This is a genomic window from Ascidiaceihabitans donghaensis, assembly GCF_900302465.1.
Lineage (GTDB): Bacteria > Pseudomonadota > Alphaproteobacteria > Rhodobacterales > Rhodobacteraceae > Ascidiaceihabitans > Ascidiaceihabitans donghaensis.
In genome coordinates, this window is sequence record NZ_OMOR01000001.1 from 2,018,268 (window position 1) to 2,036,565 (window position 18,298).

18 protein-coding genes are annotated in these 18,298 nt (G+C 55.7%); 8 read left to right on the forward strand and 10 right to left on the reverse strand.

The annotated features are described in order from the left end of the window. Window position 1: 1 nt before the first annotated feature. The 3 genes from ASD8599_RS10100 to guaA all read right to left on the reverse strand — a co-directional run bounded on the left by ASD8599_RS10100 (window position 2) and on the right by guaA (window position 3,799). On the reverse strand, window positions 2–1,144 hold the full coding sequence (locus ASD8599_RS10100) for an OmpP1/FadL family transporter (protein WP_181364461.1): 1,143 nt from the start codon (window positions 1,142–1,144) through the stop codon (window positions 2–4). 146 nt (window positions 1,145–1,290) lie between these two features. Next, a complete protein-coding gene (locus ASD8599_RS10105; RefSeq protein ID WP_108828410.1) occupies window positions 1,291–2,157 on the reverse strand; it encodes a DMT family transporter in 867 nt (288 codons plus the stop codon). Window positions 2,158–2,227: 70 nt separating this feature from the next. Then, window positions 2,228–3,799: a glutamine-hydrolyzing GMP synthase gene (gene guaA / locus ASD8599_RS10110; protein ID WP_108828411.1), complete on the reverse strand. Its 1,572-nt coding sequence runs from the start codon at window positions 3,797–3,799 to the stop codon at window positions 2,228–2,230. A 191-nt stretch (window positions 3,800–3,990) separates the two neighbouring features. Here guaA and ASD8599_RS10115 point away from each other — a divergent pair, with 191 nt between their 5' ends. After that, a complete protein-coding gene (locus tag ASD8599_RS10115) occupies window positions 3,991–5,538 on the forward strand; it encodes a trimethylamine methyltransferase family protein (RefSeq protein WP_108830113.1) in 1,548 nt (515 codons plus the stop codon). A gap of 17 nt (window positions 5,539–5,555) precedes the next feature. Here the strand turns inward: ASD8599_RS10115 and ASD8599_RS10120 are convergent, their stop codons facing one another. Beyond that, on the reverse strand, window positions 5,556–5,864 hold the full coding sequence (locus ASD8599_RS10120; protein ID WP_108828412.1) for a DUF6477 family protein: 309 nt from the start codon (window positions 5,862–5,864) through the stop codon (window positions 5,556–5,558). 257 nt (window positions 5,865–6,121) lie between these two features. Between ASD8599_RS10120 and ASD8599_RS10125 the strand changes: the two genes are divergently transcribed. Together ASD8599_RS10125 and lipA are read left to right on the forward strand one after the other, a co-directional pair. After that, complete coding sequence (locus ASD8599_RS10125; protein ID WP_245925998.1) at window positions 6,122–7,309, forward strand: DUF6456 domain-containing protein; 1,188 nt, start codon at window positions 6,122–6,124, stop codon at window positions 7,307–7,309. A gap of 174 nt (window positions 7,310–7,483) precedes the next feature. Further along, window positions 7,484–8,431 carry a lipoyl synthase gene (gene lipA / locus ASD8599_RS10130; RefSeq protein ID WP_108830115.1) on the forward strand — a complete coding sequence of 316 codons (948 nt, stop codon included), beginning with the start codon at window positions 7,484–7,486 and terminating at the stop codon, window positions 8,429–8,431. 304 nt (window positions 8,432–8,735) lie between these two features. Here the strand turns inward: lipA and hpt are convergent, their stop codons facing one another. After that, entirely contained in the window at window positions 8,736–9,275 is a 540-nt protein-coding gene (gene hpt / locus ASD8599_RS10135; RefSeq protein ID WP_108828413.1) for a hypoxanthine phosphoribosyltransferase, read from the reverse strand. Window positions 9,276–9,356: 81 nt separating this feature from the next. On the opposite strand from hpt, the gene ASD8599_RS10140 reads away from it, so the two are divergent. Next, window positions 9,357–9,806, forward strand: coding sequence for a type II toxin-antitoxin system RatA family toxin (locus ASD8599_RS10140; RefSeq protein WP_108828414.1), 450 nt, complete (start codon window positions 9,357–9,359; stop codon window positions 9,804–9,806). Between the two features lie 62 nt (window positions 9,807–9,868). Next, entirely contained in the window at window positions 9,869–11,167 is a 1,299-nt protein-coding gene (locus ASD8599_RS10145; RefSeq protein WP_108828415.1) for an MmgE/PrpD family protein, read from the forward strand. 60 nt (window positions 11,168–11,227) lie between these two features. On the opposite strand, the gene ASD8599_RS10150 is transcribed toward ASD8599_RS10145, so the two are convergent. From ASD8599_RS10150 to ispD, 5 genes are all read right to left on the reverse strand, one after another. Beyond that, on the reverse strand, window positions 11,228–12,409 hold the full coding sequence (locus tag ASD8599_RS10150) for an ammonium transporter (RefSeq protein WP_108828416.1): 1,182 nt from the start codon (window positions 12,407–12,409) through the stop codon (window positions 11,228–11,230). A gap of 177 nt (window positions 12,410–12,586) precedes the next feature. Then, window positions 12,587–13,060: a CinA family protein gene (locus tag ASD8599_RS10155; RefSeq protein WP_108828417.1), complete on the reverse strand. Its 474-nt coding sequence runs from the start codon at window positions 13,058–13,060 to the stop codon at window positions 12,587–12,589. Next, complete coding sequence (locus ASD8599_RS10160) at window positions 13,057–13,554, reverse strand: phosphatidylglycerophosphatase A family protein (RefSeq protein ID WP_108830116.1); 498 nt, start codon at window positions 13,552–13,554, stop codon at window positions 13,057–13,059. The genes ASD8599_RS10155 and ASD8599_RS10160 overlap by 4 nt, the downstream gene beginning before the upstream one ends. Next, a complete protein-coding gene (gene ispF / locus ASD8599_RS20150; protein WP_146188213.1) occupies window positions 13,551–14,042 on the reverse strand; it encodes a 2-C-methyl-D-erythritol 2,4-cyclodiphosphate synthase in 492 nt (163 codons plus the stop codon). Before ispF ends, ASD8599_RS10160 begins: the two co-directional genes overlap by 4 nt. Beyond that, on the reverse strand, window positions 14,032–14,685 hold the full coding sequence (gene ispD, locus ASD8599_RS20155; protein WP_146188214.1) for a 2-C-methyl-D-erythritol 4-phosphate cytidylyltransferase: 654 nt from the start codon (window positions 14,683–14,685) through the stop codon (window positions 14,032–14,034). Before ispD ends, ispF begins: the two co-directional genes overlap by 11 nt. A 178-nt stretch (window positions 14,686–14,863) precedes the next feature. Between ispD and dusB the strand changes: the two genes are divergently transcribed. The 3 genes from dusB to ASD8599_RS10180 are packed head-to-tail and all read left to right on the forward strand — an operon-like array spanning window position 14,864 to window position 18,285. Continuing rightward, window positions 14,864–15,835: a tRNA dihydrouridine synthase DusB gene (gene dusB / locus ASD8599_RS10170; RefSeq protein ID WP_281261557.1), complete on the forward strand. Its 972-nt coding sequence runs from the start codon at window positions 14,864–14,866 to the stop codon at window positions 15,833–15,835. After that, window positions 15,832–16,914 carry a two-component system sensor histidine kinase NtrB gene (locus ASD8599_RS10175; protein ID WP_108828418.1) on the forward strand — a complete coding sequence of 361 codons (1,083 nt, stop codon included), beginning with the start codon at window positions 15,832–15,834 and terminating at the stop codon, window positions 16,912–16,914. The genes dusB and ASD8599_RS10175 overlap by 4 nt, the downstream gene beginning before the upstream one ends. A 3-nt stretch (window positions 16,915–16,917) precedes the next feature. Further along, window positions 16,918–18,285 (forward strand): response regulator, encoded by a 1,368-nt coding sequence (locus ASD8599_RS10180; protein ID WP_108828419.1) that lies wholly within the window; start codon window positions 16,918–16,920, stop codon window positions 18,283–18,285. Window positions 18,286–18,298: the final 13 nt, after the last annotated feature.

The window sequence follows — 18,298 nt, forward strand, 5'->3', positions numbered from 1 at the left end:
ATCAGAACTTGTAGGACACCCTAAACCCTGCGGACAGGGCCGAGTTGCCTTCAAAGGTTGCAGCCCCCACGCCGCCCGGGGCGGCCGTTGCATTGCCAAGATCAGTGTAGCGAATGCCGCCGCTTAACGACACTTTTTCACTGAAATCATATTTTGCGCCAACCGATACATACCGCGATCCGTTTGTGGGCGCCAAAGGGGACACAAGACTGTCGTCGCCGCTTGTGGAATATCCGATGGCCAACGATCCCGACCACTTGTCATTGAAGCGGCGCCCGATGCCGATTTCGTAATCCAGCGAATCCTCTAAATCCGTCAGGCTGCTGTTTGTCGTGCCCAAGGCCCCGTTGAAGCCTGCGGATGCCACTTGTGTGGTTGAATTGCGGGCGTAGCGCACCGATCCAAACACCAATGTGTTGGGGGCCACGCCCGTTTGAAACGCAAGGTTCAGGCTTTCGGGTGTTGTCACCGGTGTGATGCTGCCCGGGTTGATGACGGTTCCATTGATGCTTTCAACCGTTTGTAGATCGTGATCAATTTCTGAATTGTAGGTCAGGGACACGCGCAGGGCGATTTTCGGAATTTCATACGCAGCGCCTACAACATATCCCAGTCCGCCGTCATTGCCGAAGGTGCCCGAAAAACCGTTTAACCCGCCAAACGCCAAGCCGCCCAAATTGACGGAAGCAGAAATTTGCTGGTACCGCAGCCCGCCATGGACCGAAAAACGGTCGTTGAATTTGTATCGGGCCACTGCAGTCAGGGCAGTGCTGTTTACGGTCGCCCCTGTGCCGCCCAGAAATGAATTTGGGGCTACGGGGATAGCCGTATCAGCGCCAAAGGGCTCATCAAGAATGACAGCAAAACTAAGTGCATCGGTGAATTGATACTTCAAGGCCACTCCGAAGGTCTGAAAAGACTGGCCGACATTGCCGATGCCCACGCCATTGCCAAAAGACAGCGCGGGATTGGCTGAGTTTTGCTCACCAGTGATTGAGGGGCGCGTAAAGCTGGACGTCAGTTGCAAGACATTGCCGTCTTCAAACAGAATGTCGATCGCTTGCCCTGATCTGTCCAAGCCGCCAGCATGTGCCACAGATGCCGTCAGGCCAAACGTCATCGCCGCAAGAAATTGCGTTTTCATGGGGTCTCCCTTTCCCGAAAGTCGGGGTCTCCTCACCCCGGTGTCATATCTTCGTGCAATGACACCTAAGGATGCGACAAGCATGACCATAGGGAAGCTCTCGTCAGCGTGACGCAAGCTTCGGTTTTCGTGAAACGCCGTGATTGTCAGCTCACGTTTTTGCGCGTTTCCGTATAGATATTGAAGTAATTGCCGGCAAAGATGATCGCCGCACCTACAAACACCCAGATATCGACAGCCTCGTTATAGGCCAGCATTCCGATGACAGCGATCACCGGCAAACGGATGAAATCAATCGGCACAACAACAGTCGCAGGTGCGATGGACAATGCAGTTGTGATACAGAAATGTGCCAACAGTCCCGCGCAACCAATCAGCACCAACCATGGAAGGGTTTGGCTGTCTGGCATTGCAATGTCGCCATCATACCCTGCCATTGCCACGCCAAATACCAATTGCATCACTGTCAAATAAAACAGAATACAAGTGATCGACTGCGTACGTGTCAGACGTTTGGTGAAGATGTTGGTCAAGGCGAAAAAGATGGCAGATACACCGGCCATCACAATGCCCGGGTTCAACCCCGCCATACCGGGCCGTGCCACGATCAATATACCGATAAAGCCAAGGATCGCTGCAACAGCACGCGCCGCTGTGATCTTTTCACCCAACAAAAGAGGGCTAAGCAAGATCACCCAGATCGGAGAGGTGAATTCCAGCGCAAACACCTGCGCCAAGGGAATGACCGTTACCGCGTAAAACCAAAGGTTCTGGCCCGTGAAATGAGCAAGATTGCGTATGCCGTGGATGTGCAAAGCATCGGTACGGATCTGGCGCCAGGTCCCTGTGAAGGCGGCGACGCTGCAGACGATTACGACGCCAACAACGCTGCGAAACAGCATTATCTCAAAAGTGTCCAAAGCAAAGCTGACCTCGCGACCAGCCACTGCCATCGCAGAAAAGGATGCGATGGCGCCTGTCATAAACAGTGCCGCTTTGAAGATCGGATTCATCGGCGTGCAGAATTTTTCAAAAATTCTGTGGTGTTTTCTTTGCAAGAAAACATGGGTCGCGCGTCAGGCGTCACTCCCATTCGATGGTTCCCGGTGGTTTGGAGGTGATATCGTAGGTCACCCTGTTGATCCCCGGCACTTCGTTGATGATCCGCGTCGCGGTTTCGCCAAGAAACTCATGGCTGAACGGGTAATAATCCGCCGTCATCCCGTCCACAGATGTGACCGCACGCAAGGCGCATGCAAAGTCGTAGGTGCGCCCGTCGCCCATCACGCCGACCGTACGTACCGGTAAAATGGCCACAAATGCTTGCCAGATGTCGTCGTAAAGCCCGTGTTTGCGGATTTGGTCGATATAGACGGCATCCGCTTCGCGCAAAATCTCTAGTTTGGGTCGCGTGATTTCACCGGGGCACCGGATGGCAAGGCCAGGACCAGGGAAGGGATGGCGCCCAATAAAGCTGGCAGGCAGCCCAAGCTCTCGCCCCAAAGCGCGCACTTCGTCTTTGAACAGCTCGCGCAGCGGCTCGACCAGTTTCAGGCCCATTTTCTCTGGCAACCCACCCACATTGTGGTGCGATTTGATGGTAACGGATGGACCACCCGAGAAGGATACGCTTTCGATCACATCGGGATACAGTGTGCCTTGAGCCAAAAACTTTGCCCCGCCCACTTCGCCTGCATGTTTCTGGAACACATCGATAAACAGCTTGCCGATGATCTTGCGCTTGGTTTCAGGATCGCTTTGGCCGTCCAGTTCACCTAGGAACAAGTCCTGCTCGTCCGCGTGGATCAACGGCATATTATAGTTGTCGCGGAACATTTTTACGACTTCTTCCGCTTCGCCTTTGCGCAGCAAGCCGTGATCCACAAAGACGCATGTCAGTTGATCGCCGATTGCTTCATGGATCAAAACAGCCGCGACCGAAGAATCGACCCCGCCGGACAACCCGCAAATGACTTTGGCATCCCCCACTTGGGCGCGAATTTTGGCAATTGCTTCTTCGCGGTATGCGCCCATGGTCCAATCGCCCTTGAACCCTGCCATTTTTACAAAGTTCTCGTATAGTTTTGCACCGCGCGGGGTGTGGTGTACCTCGGGGTGAAATTGCACAGCAAAAAAGTTGCGGGCCATGTCAGCCGTAATGGCAAAAGGCGCATTGGGCGAGGTGCCGTAGACCGCAAAACCGGGTGCGATTTGGGACACGTGGTCGCCGTGGCTCATCCAGACCTGTTCGCGCCCGTCTTGTGCCGTATCTTCGAACCAACCGTCTAAAAGCATTAGTTTTTCTGCGTTTGGCGTGACATAGGCCCGTCCGAATTCCGCTGTGCCATGCCCGCGTTCTACTTGTCCGCCCAACATTTGCATCATGACTTGTTGACCGTAACAAATGCCAAGGATCGGCACGCCCAGATCGAAGACCGACGCTGGCGGGCGCGGCGAAGCATCGTCAATCACCGAGGCAGGTCCGCCCGAGAAAATAACGGCTTTGGGCGCGAAATCGGCCAGAAACGCGTCAGTGACGTTCTGATACGGGTGGATTTCACAATATACGTTCAGCTCGCGTAAACGTCGCGCGATCAATTGCGTGACTTGGCTGCCGAAATCGATGATGAGGAGGCGGTCGTGATGCTGTGTCATGGATGTGCAATATGCCGCCCCGTGCGCGGTGGCAAGTGTCCGACGAGACTGTGACCGCGGACCTTGGGATATTTCTTGAAAGAAGACACAAGGATGTCGCTTTTTTCCCTCTTGCGCCGCTAATTCCACGCGGGCACGCCAAGCTGTGGGCTATCGGTGCGGTGAACTTTTCAAACGGTAGGGGATGCATCATGACCGAAGCAGCAACACGTGGTCGTCGGGGTCGTGGTGGCGGAGGTGCTGCGCGCCGCGCTGAACGGTCCGCGGTCTCTTTTGAAACCGCAAAGTATATTGAACGCAATATTCCAAACTTTGAGGTTTTGACCGAAGAAGCGTTGGATATCATCGAGGCCAATGCCGAACAGATTCTGGAAGAAGTCGGTGTCAATTTCCCAGACAACCCGCCTGCACTGGAGCGTTGGCGCGAAGCGGGCGCATCTGTTGAAGGTGAACGTGTGCGCATCCCAAAAGGTCTGGCCCGTAAGCTTTGTGCCACAGCGCCCGCCCAATTCACCCAGCACGCCCGCAATCCGGACCGCAACGTAGTTATTGGTGGAAAGAACCTTGTTTTGGCCCCTGTCTACGGCCCGCCATTTGTGCGTGATGTCGCAGGGGGGCGCCGCTATGCGACCATGGCGGATTTCCAGAAGTTCGTAAAATTGGGGTATATGTCCAAATGGCTGCACCATTCGGGGGGCACCGTATGTGAACCAACGGATGTGCCGGTTAACAAACGTCACCTTGATATGCTGCTGGCCCATATGACGCTCAGCGACAAACCCTTTATGGGCTCTGTGACCGAACCAAGCCGGGCGCAAGACAGTGTCGAGATGTGCGAAATCCTGTTCGGTAAGGATTTCGTCCAGGAAAACACGGTTATGACGTCGCTGATCAACATCAACTCTCCAATGACATTCGATGACGTCATGATGGGCGCGTTGGAAGTGTATGCCAAAAACAACCAGGCGTGCATCATCTCACCCTTTATCGTGGGTGGCGCTATGGCCCCGGTGTCTGTTGCCGGTACGTTGACGCAAGTTTTTGCCGAGGTTCTGGCTGGTATTGCATATAGTCAGCTGATCCGTCCGGGGGCGCCTGTGATCATGGGGGCGTTTGTGACGTCGATTGATATGAACTCTGGTGCGCCCACATTTGGCACGCCTGAAGCGTCGCACATTACATATGGTGCAGGCCAATTGGCGCGCCGCCTTGGATTGCCGTTCCGGTCTGCGGGGTCCTTCTGCGGATCAAAGCTGCCGGATGCGCAAGCGGCTTATGAAACCGCCAACAGCCTGAACATGGGGCTTTTGTCCGGTGTTAACTTTATGTTGCACTCATGCGGTTGGCTTGAGGGCGGGCTGGTCAGCTCTTTCGAGAAGTTTGTGATGGACGCGGACCAGCTGGGGACATTGCACCATTTGGCCGCCGGCGTTCAAATTGACGAGAACGCACAAGCCATGGATGCGATCCGCGAAGTCGGGCCGGGGGGACATTATCTGGGATGTGCCCACACGCAGGCCAACTTCAAATCAGCGTTCTGGAAATCCGACTTGCTGGACTACAAACCGTTCGAGACGTGGGAAGACGAAGGTGCGCGTGACACGCAAGCCCTGGCAACTCTGCGTGTCGAGAAGATGTTGAATGATTATCAACAGCCTGCCATCGATCCGGCAACGCTTGAGGCGTTGACCGAATTCGTGGCGCGGAAGAAAGCGGCAGAGCCTGATTCCTTCATGTAATTGCTAATTGCAAACCCTCAGGCGGCCGTCGGTTCGGACGGCCCCTGAGTGGCCTGTAGTTCGCGGGCCTCGCCGACAATGGCGATCAACACATCGATATGACGCAGCAGATTGTAAGCCGATTCGTCGTCCTTGCGTTGCACGTTCAATGTGTCTTCAACTTCCATTAACTTAATCAGTGCTGCTCCGTGCCGTGGCATTTGACCGTATCCCAAAAGACGCGGCAAATGGACCGTGCGGCGGTAATCCTCCGCGCCGATTCGTGCGGCTTTCATCAAAAGGCGCGGACGTTGCAGTTGGTTCAACATTGACAGAATATCTTGCATTTTATGGTCCTTTTGCAGTGTGAAATGCAGGGTTTTGACCTGCGCTTGCCCTCACACTGTCACAACCTATTGGGGTGTTGCGTTTGCAAAAAATGCGCCGTTCGCAGCTTTTACAACTGTTTATCTTTTAGAAACAATGATGGCCTCACAGCTTAATGTTAACGAACGGGTAACTAATGCAACTTTAGGATGTGTGGATAAGTTTGGGGATAAGCCGAAACTAAATTCGGCCGTTTGGTAGACTGAGGGAACGGAAAATGACGAACATCATGACTGGCATGGATGGATTTCCGTGCCTGCCTGAATGGGTTCCAAAAGGGGCCCAACGCTATCTTGCACATACTGAGGCCGGGCTGCCCATTCGGGAGCTGGCGCGGCGTTCAGGGTGCCATGCATCTACCATTTTGCGCCAGATCCGGCGTGTTGAAACCCAACGCGACGACCCTTTGGTGGATGCAGCGCTGCGCAAACTTGGCGCGTCACACTTTACCCAAGATGAAATAACCGGCGCCGCGTCCTTGCGCGGGCCTTCTAAAACGGCTCGACACGCCGCGACTTTGACACAGAAAGACAGCAACATGAGTTTCCAATCCGTTGTGCCGCACAAGTCCACCGAAGATAGCCTGTGGGCCCAAGACGCGACCCGCATTTTGCGCAGAATGTGTGAAAAGGGGGCTGTGCTGGCGGTTGCTGCGGATATGGAAAAGGCCGTTGTGGTACGCGACACAGAAGACGGTGCAAGCACACGGACTGCTGTGGTCGACCGTGATGTCGCACAGGCCATGGCCCTAAAAGAATGGATCAGCGCAGACACAACCGGACGCATCACGCGCTACCAAATTACCACGGCAGGGCGCAATGCGCTGACTGAAATGCTCGAACAGTCCGGTGATACAGCGCCGCATGGCTTTGCCGAAGCACAAGCGGATTTCGGGGAACAACATCGGACGTGGGGTGAAAAAACACTGCCTGATGCGGACACAGGCCGCAGCCGAAAGATGCGATACAATCTTTCAGAATCGCCTTTGACGGCATTGGCCCGACGTCGTGACAAACAAGGTGAACGTTTTCTAAGTGACGCCTTGGTAACGGCGGGCGAACGTTTGCGCGAAGATTTTGAACTGGCGCAAATGGGACCCCGTGTTGCGCAAAACTGGGACCGTTTCCTGACGGGTGGCGGGCGCGGTGGCTTTGCAGCGGACAGCGGCGTGGGCAACGGGCCGGCCGGCGCACGTAACCGTGTGGCTGCGGCCCTAACCGATCTTGGACCGGGCCTGTCGGATGTGGTTTTGCGCTGCTGCTGCTATCTGGAAGGGTTGGAGACCGCCGAAAAGAAGCTGGGGTGGTCCGCCCGGTCCGGCAAGATTGTCTTGCGGATCGCTTTGATGCGTTTGCAACGCCACTACGAAGAAACAACCGGACCGGGGGGCGGCCTTATCGGCTGATTTTCCCATGGTTCATTAAGAATGGCGTTCGGTTCCCTCCACCGGACGCCATTTTTACGTCTTGAACGGTCTCCTTGCGTGACACGCAAAGCGGCAATGCGTCACCTGCCGTTACATTTTCAAACTGCTATGTTAGGTTTAACAAGACCAACGCAGTAGCTTGAAAGCCAAATGATGCGAGATCTGAAAATCCCGGCGCAGCGCCATCCCGAAAAAGCGCGTCGCCAAGACAATCCGCAACCCAAAAAACCCGACTGGATCAGAGTCAAAGCGCCGAGTGGAAAAGGGTATGAAACCACACGCGATATCATGCGTGACAACGGTTTGGTGACCGTTTGCGAAGAGGCCGGATGCCCCAACGTCGGGGAATGCTGGTCGCAAGGCCATGCCACCATGATGATTATGGGCGAAGTTTGCACGCGTGCCTGCACCTTCTGCAACATTGCCACGGGCAAACCCCCCGAAGATCTGGATGCGTTTGAACCCGGGCGCGTGGCCCATGCCGTTGAAAAGCTGGGGCTGAACCACGTCGTCATCACGTCTGTGGATCGCGATGACATTACGGATGGGGGGGCAGATCACTTTGCCCAAACGATTCGTGCCGTGCGACACCGTTCGCCCGACACCACCATCGAAATCCTGACGCCGGATTTCATCAAATGTGACCCTTCGGTTCTGGAAACTGTGGTCGAGGCCCGTCCCGATGTGTTCAACCACAACCTGGAGACCGTGCCGGGCCTGTATCCAGAGGTGCGCCCAGGCGCCCGTTATTTCCATTCCCTGCGTTTGTTGCAGCGCGTGAAAGAACTTGATCCGATGATGTTTACCAAATCGGGTATCATGGTGGGTCTTGGTGAAGATCGGCAATCTGTCATGCAGGTTATGGAAGACATGCGCGCAGCGGACATCGACTTTCTGACCATCGGGCAATACTTGCAGCCCACGCCGAAACACCATGCGGTGGACCGATTTGTGCATCCTGATGAATTCGCAGCCTATGAAAAGGCCGCTTACGGCAAAGGCTTTTTGATGGTGTCCGCCACACCTTTGACGCGGTCCAGCTATCATGCGGGTGATGATTTTGCGCGTATGCGTTCCGCGCGACAAGCAAAGATGGCTTAGAACAAAACGGTCTGGCGCGATGCGGTTTTTGGTATCGCGCCCGAGGGTCCTATCCCTGGGCCTGTTTCACCCGAACATGACGGGCACGATCAGTGCGACAAGCATGCAAGCGATCACAAGGCCCCAAAAACCGGGTGTGCGAATATCTGATGGCATTGAATTTCCCCCGTAAGTGAACATGAAAACAGGCAGAACTTGGCAATAGTCGAACGCGACGCATGGCCGCCACACCACCAGTATCAGCAGAATTCATTTCAAATACGTAAAGAAATTTTTACAGTTTCCCGTTTTAAGCGAAACACCGCTACTCCGTGAAACGGACCTTGCCGATATAGGGCAGGTTGCGGTTGCGTTGGGCGAAATCAATCCCGTACCCCACGACAAATTCATCGGGTATTTCAAATCCCGTCCAATCGGCCTTTACATCGACTTCACGCCGCGTCGGCTTGTCCAGCAATGCGATGGTTTTCAAACGGGCTGGCTTGCGACTGGCCAACAGCCTTTGAACGTGGTGCATGGTATATCCCGTGTCGATGATGTCTTCGACCACTAGCACATCGCGCCCTTCAATTGCGCCGCGTAAATCTTTGAGAATGCGTACTTCTCTGCTGCTTTCCATGCCGTCGCCGTAACTTGATGCCTCAAGGAAATCGACTTCAAGCGGCAAATCCAGCTCTCGCACCAGATCGGCAATAAACACGAATGACCCCCGCAAAAGCCCTACAACGACCAGCTTGTCGGTGCCTTCAAAAGCGTCGTGAATATCGTGGCTTAAGGTTTCGATGCGGGCTGCGATCGACTTGGCGGAGATCATCTGATCTATGACATATGGACGCTGTGGCATGGAACCCTCTTGCACTTATGCGGGTTTCGTAACACATCGCCCGTAACACGCACCACAGCCAATTGTCGTAATCCAGAGCCTATGCCAACACACTCAGAAACCCGTTTCCTGCCTTATACCGCACAACAGATGTATGATCTGGTGGCGGACGTCGGCCAATACCCTGAATTTCTGCCGTGGTGTGCGGCGGCCCGGATCCGGTCCGAAGTGGCTCAGGGCGACAGTGTGGTCATGGACGCCGATTTGGTCATTTCCTTCAAAGTTTTTCGCGAACGATTTGGCAGTCGTGTGGTTCTTTGGCCTGCGGCACGGAAAATCGATACAGAATATTTGGATGGCCCCTTCAAATACATGAAATCCAACTGGGCGTTTGAGGACACAGATGGCGGATGCAATGTGACCTTCTTTGTCGATTTCGAATTCAAGAACGCTATTTTGCAAGGCATCATCGGTGTTGTGTTCAACGAAGCTATGCAGCGCATTGTGCGGGCGTTTGAACGCCGCGCCGAGACACTTTATTCCGCAGGCTGACTGTTTATTCCTTGGTTAAGCTGTGCCAATCTTGCTCTGATGGGGCAATCGGGGCACAGATCATGCGCGTGACAAGATTTTTGGCAGACATGTCTGCATCGGTCCACGCCGTCCCCGAGGACGCTTTAGCCGTCATGCGATTGTCGGTTCTGGACTGGGCCGCATGCGCGTTGGCAGGACGTCATGAACCGGTCGCACAAGCCGTGCGGCACCTTGAAGGTGAGAATGGCGGCGCAACGGACGCGACTGTCATTGGCGCAGACCAGATGTTGCCGATGCGCGCCGCTGCGATGGTTAATGGGACAACAGCCCATGCTCTGGATTTTGATGACACCCACTTTGCGCATATCGGGCATCCCAGCGCCGTGATCGTGTCTGCCGCCTTGGCAATGGCGCAGCGGCAAGGGGATGACGACGGGAATCTTTTCCTGCGTGCCGCACTTGTCGGTGCCGAAGCCTCTATTCGTGTTGGGCTTTGGTTGGGGCGGGCGCATTATGAAACCGGGTTTCACCAGACAGCCACTGCAGGCACAATCGGGGCAGCCGTGGCCGGGGCTGCGATCTTCAATCTGTCTACGGATGAAACACACAGCGCCATTGGCCTTGCCGCAACGCGCGCCGCAGGGTTGAAAGTGCAATTTGGAACAATGGGCAAACCCTATCATGCAGGCATGGCCGCGGCCTCTGCAGTCGAGGCTGTGCATGCGGCTATGATTGGCGTGGAAGGGGCACCAGAAGTTCTGGATGGTCCTTTCGGGTTCGGCGCAACCCATCACGGGGCAGGGGACGCAGAGGCATTGATGCAGGACGGCACTTTGTTTTCCGCCATCAGCCACAAGTATCACGCATGCTGCCACGGCACGCATGCCAGTATTGAAGCGGTATTGGCGTTGAAAGACCTGGTGGATCCCGCGCAAGTGTCGCGCGTCCAAATCAAGGTCCATCCGCGCTGGCTGGACGTCTGTGCGATCCCACAACCACAAACGCGCTTGGAGGCAAAGTTCAGCCTGTCCGCCACTGCCGCCATGGCCCTGTTGGGACGCGGTATGGTCGATCAGGTGTCGTTTGAGCCTTCCGTTATTCTAGCCCCTGAAGTTGTCGCTTTGCGCGACAAGGTCGCGGTCGTTGGTGACGCAGAGCTGTCCGATACCGAGGCCCATGTGACAATCACAGCCCAAGGGATGGATCACACGCACCACCATGATCTTGCCAAAGCAGCCCCCTTTGAAGATCGCAAAGAACGGGTTTTTTCCAAAGCTTCTGCCTTGATCGGACAGGACCGTGCACAGATGCTGTGGGAGGCTTCAAACGGGATAGGTGGCTTTGATTTGAAGGCGTTTACCGCCGCGCTGCGACATTGAAGTTCAACACATGAAAACGGGCCCCGCAGGGCCCGCTGATCGTCATATTTCCAAGCGTAATCAGCTTGACATGTCGTAGGCACGTTCGCCGTGTACTGCCAAATCAAGACCGTTCACTTCGGTTTCTTCATCAACACGCAACGGCGTGATCATGCGGACCATCAAAACCAGAACCACAGTGACAACAACGGTGAACACACCGACAATCAGCAACGACCCAAGTTGCGCAAGCCATGTGCCGGCGCCAAACACGGCGATCATGACTGTGCCAAAGATGCCACCAACACCGTGGACTGCAAAGACGTCCAGTGTGTCGTCGATTTTCAAGCCGTTGCGGATCAGCGTAACCGCTTCTTGGCACAGGACGCCTGCAACGGCACCAATGATCAGTGCCTCGATAGGGCCAACAAACCCGGAAGCCGGTGTAATTGATGCAAGCCCTGCGATTGTACCAGTAACAATGCCGACCAATGACGCTTTTCCGAACTTGATCCTTTCCCAAAGCGCCCATGACAGGGACGCTGTGGCGGCCGAAATATGCGTAACCGTGATCGCCATTGCAGCACCGCCATCAGCAGCCAGTTGCGACCCGCCGTTGAAACCGAACCATCCGACCCACAAAAAGGCAGCGCCCATCATCACCATGCCGGGATTGTGCGGCGGTGTCGTCTGGTTTTTGCGCGCCCCAAGGAACACAGCCAAAACCAGCGCGGCCAAACCGGCGGTTTCATGTACCACAATGCCGCCTGCAAAGTCTTTAACGCCGACCTCGCCAAAAATGCCACCATCCGCAAGAATGCCGCCGCCCCAAACCCAATGCACAACCGGCGCATAGCACAGCAGCATCCAAAGACCTGAAAAAAGCATCACAAATCCAAAGCCAATGCGTTCCACATATGCGCCCACAATCAAAGCCGGGGTGATGATGGCAAATGTCATCTGGAAGGCAAAGAACAGGATTTCCGGCAATGAGCCAGACAGGCTGTCGGCGGTCACATCCAACAACAAAAGCTTGTCCAAGCCGCCCCAAAGCCCGCTGTCACCTCCGCCAAAGGCGATGGAATACCCGATCACCAGCCACAGCACACTCATCAGGCAGGCCACTGCATAGCAGTGCATAAATACACTAAGTACGTTGCGGGCCCGCACAAGCCCGCCATAAAATAGGGCAAGCCCCGGTAATGTCATCAGCAGCACAAGCGCCGTGGCGACGATAATCCAAGCTGTATCGGCTCCGTTCATGGTGTCCCTCCAAGTGGTTTTTCGACTTTTGGAAGGGGCATAGGCACTCGGTGCGCCGACAAAAGCAGCAAAGTGCCTTTTGGTCGCTCATTTTATGCCCGTTTGTGCAAGTGGTGCATTTTTGGGCGGATAAAAGCGGTAAACGGTTAATTTATAGGCGTCTGTAAAATCGCAGTCCTATGGCGTCATGGCCGCCAATAACAAATGCTTGGCATGCTCACGTGCTGCCGCACGCACCTGCGCCCGCCCCAAAGCCCCAAATTCAATGGTCTGCGATGTGGCGTTCAGACCGCTTTGCGCGATCGCAAAACAGACCCGGCCTTCCGGCTTGTGATCTGATGCCCCTGGCCCTGCAATGCCTGTGATCGCCACACTTAACGTGGCCTGTGACGCATCTATGGCACCTTGTGCCATTTCCAGAGCAACCGGTTCCGACACAGCGCCATGCGCGTCCAAGGTCTCGGGCAACACGCCCAACATCTTTTGCTTGGCGGCGTTGCTATAGGTCACGAACCCACATTCGAAAGCAGCTGACGATCCAGGCACATCTGTCAGTGATGCAGCAACCACACCGCCCGTGCAGCTTTCGGCCGTGGCAATGGATATGCCATGGGTTTTGGCTGCGGCCACAATCTGTTCTGCAAGGGTCATTGCATCAGCATCCCATGGGCAAGCCCGGCCAAAACCATCACACCGATCGCGGCAAAGACGCCTGCAATCACATCGTCCAGCATAACCCCCAACGCGTCGCCACGCCGGTCGGCCCATCCCACAAGCCACGGCTTCCAGATGTCGAACAGACGAAACAAAACAAAGGCGGCAATCCAGCCGGGCCAAAGCGCTGTGATCGGAATTCCGTTGGCCCAAGCTCCGTAGGATATGGGCAGCAGAGCGATCCATTGGCCAACAACCTCGTCGATCACGATCTCGGACGGGTCGTGATCCTCTGACCCATTGGTCATTTGCGCGGTCGCCCACCACCCCTTTACGAAGGCAGCCAGAACGCCGATAGCAAGCAACCAAAATCCGCCAAGAACATGCAGCAACAGCGCCCAAGGCAGAGCCACCAGCGACCCCCAAGTGCCCGGCGCAGGGCGCAAATAGCCAACCCCAAGAACGGTTCCGATCATACGCGCCAGCATCATGGTTTCACCAAAGCACAGGTGGCCATGCATGCGATGCCTTCGCTGCGTCCGGTAAAGCCAAGCTTTTCGGATGTGGTCGCTTTGACGGATATGCGGTTTATGTCCAAGTCCATGATGTCGGACATCTTTTTGCGCATCGCCTCACTGTGCGGTCCAATCTTTGGAAATTCGCAAACCAGGGTGCAATCCACGTTCGAAATGGCAAAGCCGTGTTGTGCGGCAAGATCTACGGCATGACGCAGAAAAATGTGGCTTTCGGCCCCTTTCCATTGCGGATCAGAGGGCGGGAAATGCTGGCCGATGTCGCCCATAGCCAAAGCGCCATAAATCGCGTCCGTCACCGTGTGCATCGCGACATCGGCGTCCGAATGGCCAACAAGACCATGTGTGTGGGGCACATCCACGCCGCATAGGGTGACGTGATCGCCGGGGCCGAACGCATGTACGTCGAACCCGTTGCCCAGCCTGATGTCGGGTCTAATGTCCATGTCCTGTCCTTAATATGCGGCCCGCGCGATTGAAATCGGCGGGGTAGGTGATTTTCAAATTGGCCTCGTCGCCCGGCACAATCGCCACATCGACCCCGGCGGCGCGGGCCACTTCAACATCGTCAGCAGCGCCTCCGGCGTGGGCCGCGTGGGCATTTGTGATTGCATCCAGATGGAAACCTTGTGGCGTTTGGGCACGAAACAGTCCGGTGCGATCCCGTGTGCCTGTAACCAAACCGTTCTCTCCGGTCCAAAGCGCGTCGGTGACAGGAATAGCGGGTGCTGCCCCTGCGTGGGTTTCAAGGGCCATAATCACAGCGTCAATCGTATCATGGCTCACGCAGGGCCGTGCGACGTCGTGGATCAGGACGCGGGTGATACCGCTGTCTTGAAGCGCTGCAAGCCCGTGGCGTACGGACGCGGCCCGATCCGCACCGCCTTGCACCTTTGTAACGCCTGTCACGCGGTCCATGTCGTCGGCATGCAGAACCAGTACAATCCGGTGTACAAGGGCATGACGTTTGAAAACATCAACGGTGTGGGACAACACGCTGCGCCCTTCCAGAAGTTGCCACTGTTTTGGCACGGGGCCGCCCGCGCGGGTGCCGCGGCCTGCGGCAACAATCAGCACTGCGAGCGTCATAAATCGGGTCCTTGATCCATTGCGCTAATTTTAGGGATGAACCGTCTGCGGGTAAAGCCGAACTTGATGCCTAAATTTTGTGCACATGTGTGGTTTGAAAGCGGTGTTTGGGCCCGTCTGTATTGAGCAAAACGGCAAAAGACGGTATCCGGTTTGAATTGCACAAGGATTAAGCAGATTGCCTGACGCTCTGACACTTTCGCCTCCCGTGATGCTGGCCCCCTTGGCCGGTATAACCGACCGACCGTTTCGCGATTTGGTCGCGCGGTTCGGTGCGGGCATGGTTGTGTCCGAAATGGTGGCCAGCCACGACATGCTGAATGCACGTCCCGGTGCGCGTGAAAAGGCGGAGCTGGGGTTGGGGCATGTGGGCACAGCCGTGCAACTGGCGGGACGCGAACCCGCCCCGATGGCCGAAGCCGCGCGGATGGTCGAAGGGCAGGGCGCTGCCGTGATCGACATCAACATGGGGTGTCCTGCGAAGAAAGTTGTGAACGGCTATTCCGGCTCTGCTTTGATGAAAACGCCGGATCATGCGCTGACACTGATTGATGCTGTGGTGCGGGCTGTGGATATTCCGGTAACCCTGAAGACGCGTTTGGGGTGGGACGACACCCTTATGAATGCGCCTGACATTGCACGCCGTGCAGAAGCCGCAGGCATCCAGCGCATCGTCATTCACGGCCGCACACGGTGTCAGTTCTACAAAGGGTCTGCCGATTGGGCCGCCATTCGTGCCGTTAAGGACGCTGTCTCCATTCCTGTGATTGCAAACGGCGACATCATCTGTAGCAGCACCGCACAAGCGGCCATGACAGCATCCGGTGCAGATGGTGTCATGATTGGACGCGGTGCACAGGGACGTCCCTGGATCTTGGCGCAAATTGCACATGATCTGTTTGACGGTCCGAAACCGGATGTGCCAACCGGCGCCGTCTTGGCCAATCTGGTGTGTGAACACTATGAAGCAATGATTGCTTTTTATGGCGAAACGCTTGGGCTGCGGGTCGCGCGCAAACACCTTGGATGGTTCATGGACACCGCCCAAACACCGGCAGATTTACGGCGCAGGGTACTCACCACCAAAACCTCGCAAGAGGTGCTGCACCTGTTGCCAGATGCAATCTCAGCCCAGCAGGTGGTGGCATGAGTGATCCGTCTATTTGGGCGTCTTTGCCTGTACCCGCCATTTTGATCGACGGTCAGGATATGATTTTGGACGTGAATGCGGCTGCTGAAGGATTTCTAAACGCGTCCGCCAAAATTGTCATTGCAACCCCGTTGTGGGACCAGATTGCCATAGATGCCCCCCTTGAAGAAGCATTTGGCCGTGCACGCGATCAGGGCACACCCTTGTTTGTAAATGATGTGGATGTGGGCAGTGGACAACGCGCGCCACTGCAATGCGCTTTGCATATCGCACCTTTGGTGGGTGCGCCGGGGCAAATGATCATGATGATTTCCCCCCGTGAACTGGCCGGGCGTATGACCCAGAACCACACGGTGAAATCCGCGGCAAAATCCGCGATTGGCATGGCGGAAATGCTAGCACATGAGATTAAGAACCCCTTGGCGGGGATCACCGGTGCAGCCCAATTGTTAAGCATGAATTTGTCTGCGGACGATCTTGAGCTGACAGACCTGATCGTCGAAGAAGGCCGACGCATTGTGAAGCTGTTGGAACAGGTCGAACAATTCGGAAACCTGCAAACCCCTGATTTCAAACCTGTAAACATCCATGACGTCTTGGACCGGGCGCGACGGTCTGCTTTGCTTGGGTTTGGCGCTTCGATGAAGATCGTTGAAGACTATGATCCGTCATTGCCATTGGCTTTGGGGGATCCCGACCAGCTGTTGCAAGTGATCCTGAACCTGTTGAAAAATGCCTCCGAGGCTGCAGGCGATGCGGGGGGGACGATACGCTTGCACAGCTACTTTGAACATTCGTTCCGTTTGCGCCGCGCCGACGGGTCCGGCCAGTCGCTGCCATTGCAAATCGAAATTATTGACGATGGCCCCGGCCTGCCTGAACACATCAAAGGGGATGTGTTTGATCCGTTTGTATCGGGCAAGGAAAACGGCACCGGGCTTGGGCTGGCTTTGGTCAGCAAGATCATCTCGGACCACGGGGGATGGATTTCTGTCACCTCAGTGCCGGGCCAAACCATTTTCCGCATCTCTTTGCCGCGCGCCTCAAAGCCCGGCGCTGCCACCACCACACAGGAGTAACCCATGGACGGAACCGTTCTTGTTGCAGACGACGACCGCACCATTCGCACTGTTTTGACACAGGCCCTGACACGGGCGGGGTGCAAAGTGCATGCGACTTCCAGCTTGACGACATTGATGCGTTGGGTGGGCGAGGGCAAAGGCGATGTGGTGATTTCCGATGTGGTCATGCCCGATGGCAACGGTCTGGAAATGTTGCCAAAGATTGCCGAAGACCGCCCCGGTCTGCCGGTCATCGTCATTTCCGCGCAAAATACGATTATGACGGCAATTCAGGCCGCCGAAGCCGAAGCATACGATTATTTGCCAAAGCCGTTTGATTTGCCTGATCTGATGAAGCGCACCGCGCGTGCGTTGGATATGAAGCAACATCGCGTGGCCCCGGCGCCGCAAGACCAAGATCGCCCCGAGGATCTGCCATTGGTGGGGCGGACGGCTGTGATGCAATCGCTCTACCGTGTGGTTGCGCGCGTCATGAATACTGATTTGCCCGTTCTGATATGGGGGGAAAGTGGCACAGGAAAATCGTTGATTGCCAAGGCTATACACGACTTTTCCGACAGGCGAACCTTGCCGTTTGTCACAGCCACATCTGCGGATTTGCAAGACCTTGAAGGGCCTGCACGCGTTTTGGCGCGTGTTAAGGGCGGCACACTGTTGATTGATGAAATCGCAGACATCTCCGAAGACATCCAGGCCCGCATCGTGCGTATGATGGATACACCCGGCGAACATGTTCCACGCTTTTTGGCCACCAGCCAAGCCGATCTGACCGCCGCGATGGAGGCAGGCAATGTGCGCAAGGATCTGTATTACCGTCTAAGCGGGGCGACGTTGAACGTGCCGGCTTTGCGCGAACGCGTTGATGACATTCCGCTGCTTGCAGACCATTTTCTGGCGCGTCTCGACAAAGCCGGTGGCGCGCAGTGGGTATTGTCAGAGGATGCAGCAGAGATTTTCCGCAAGTACAGCTGGCCGGGCAACGTGCGACAGTTGGAGAATGCGGTGCGGCGTTTGGGACTGACAAGCCGCGCGGCAGAGATTACAGCGACCGAGGTCAATCAGGTGTTGGGCAGCCAGCCCGATCTGGAACCATTGCGCGACGGCGGCACGGACACAGAAAAGCTTGGGGCTTCTGTCGGACGGCATCTGAAACGATATTTTGACCTACATGGTGATTTGTTACCTCCAGAGGGCCTTTACGGGCGTATTCTACGGGAAGTGGAAGCGCCTTTGATAGAAATTGCGCTGGATGCAACTGGCGGCAACCAAGCAAAATGTGCTGATTTATTGGGGATCAACCGCAATACTTTGCGTAAGAAGATCACAGAGCTCGATATTCAGGTGACACGCCGCCGCAAATTGATGTAAAAAGGCCACATAA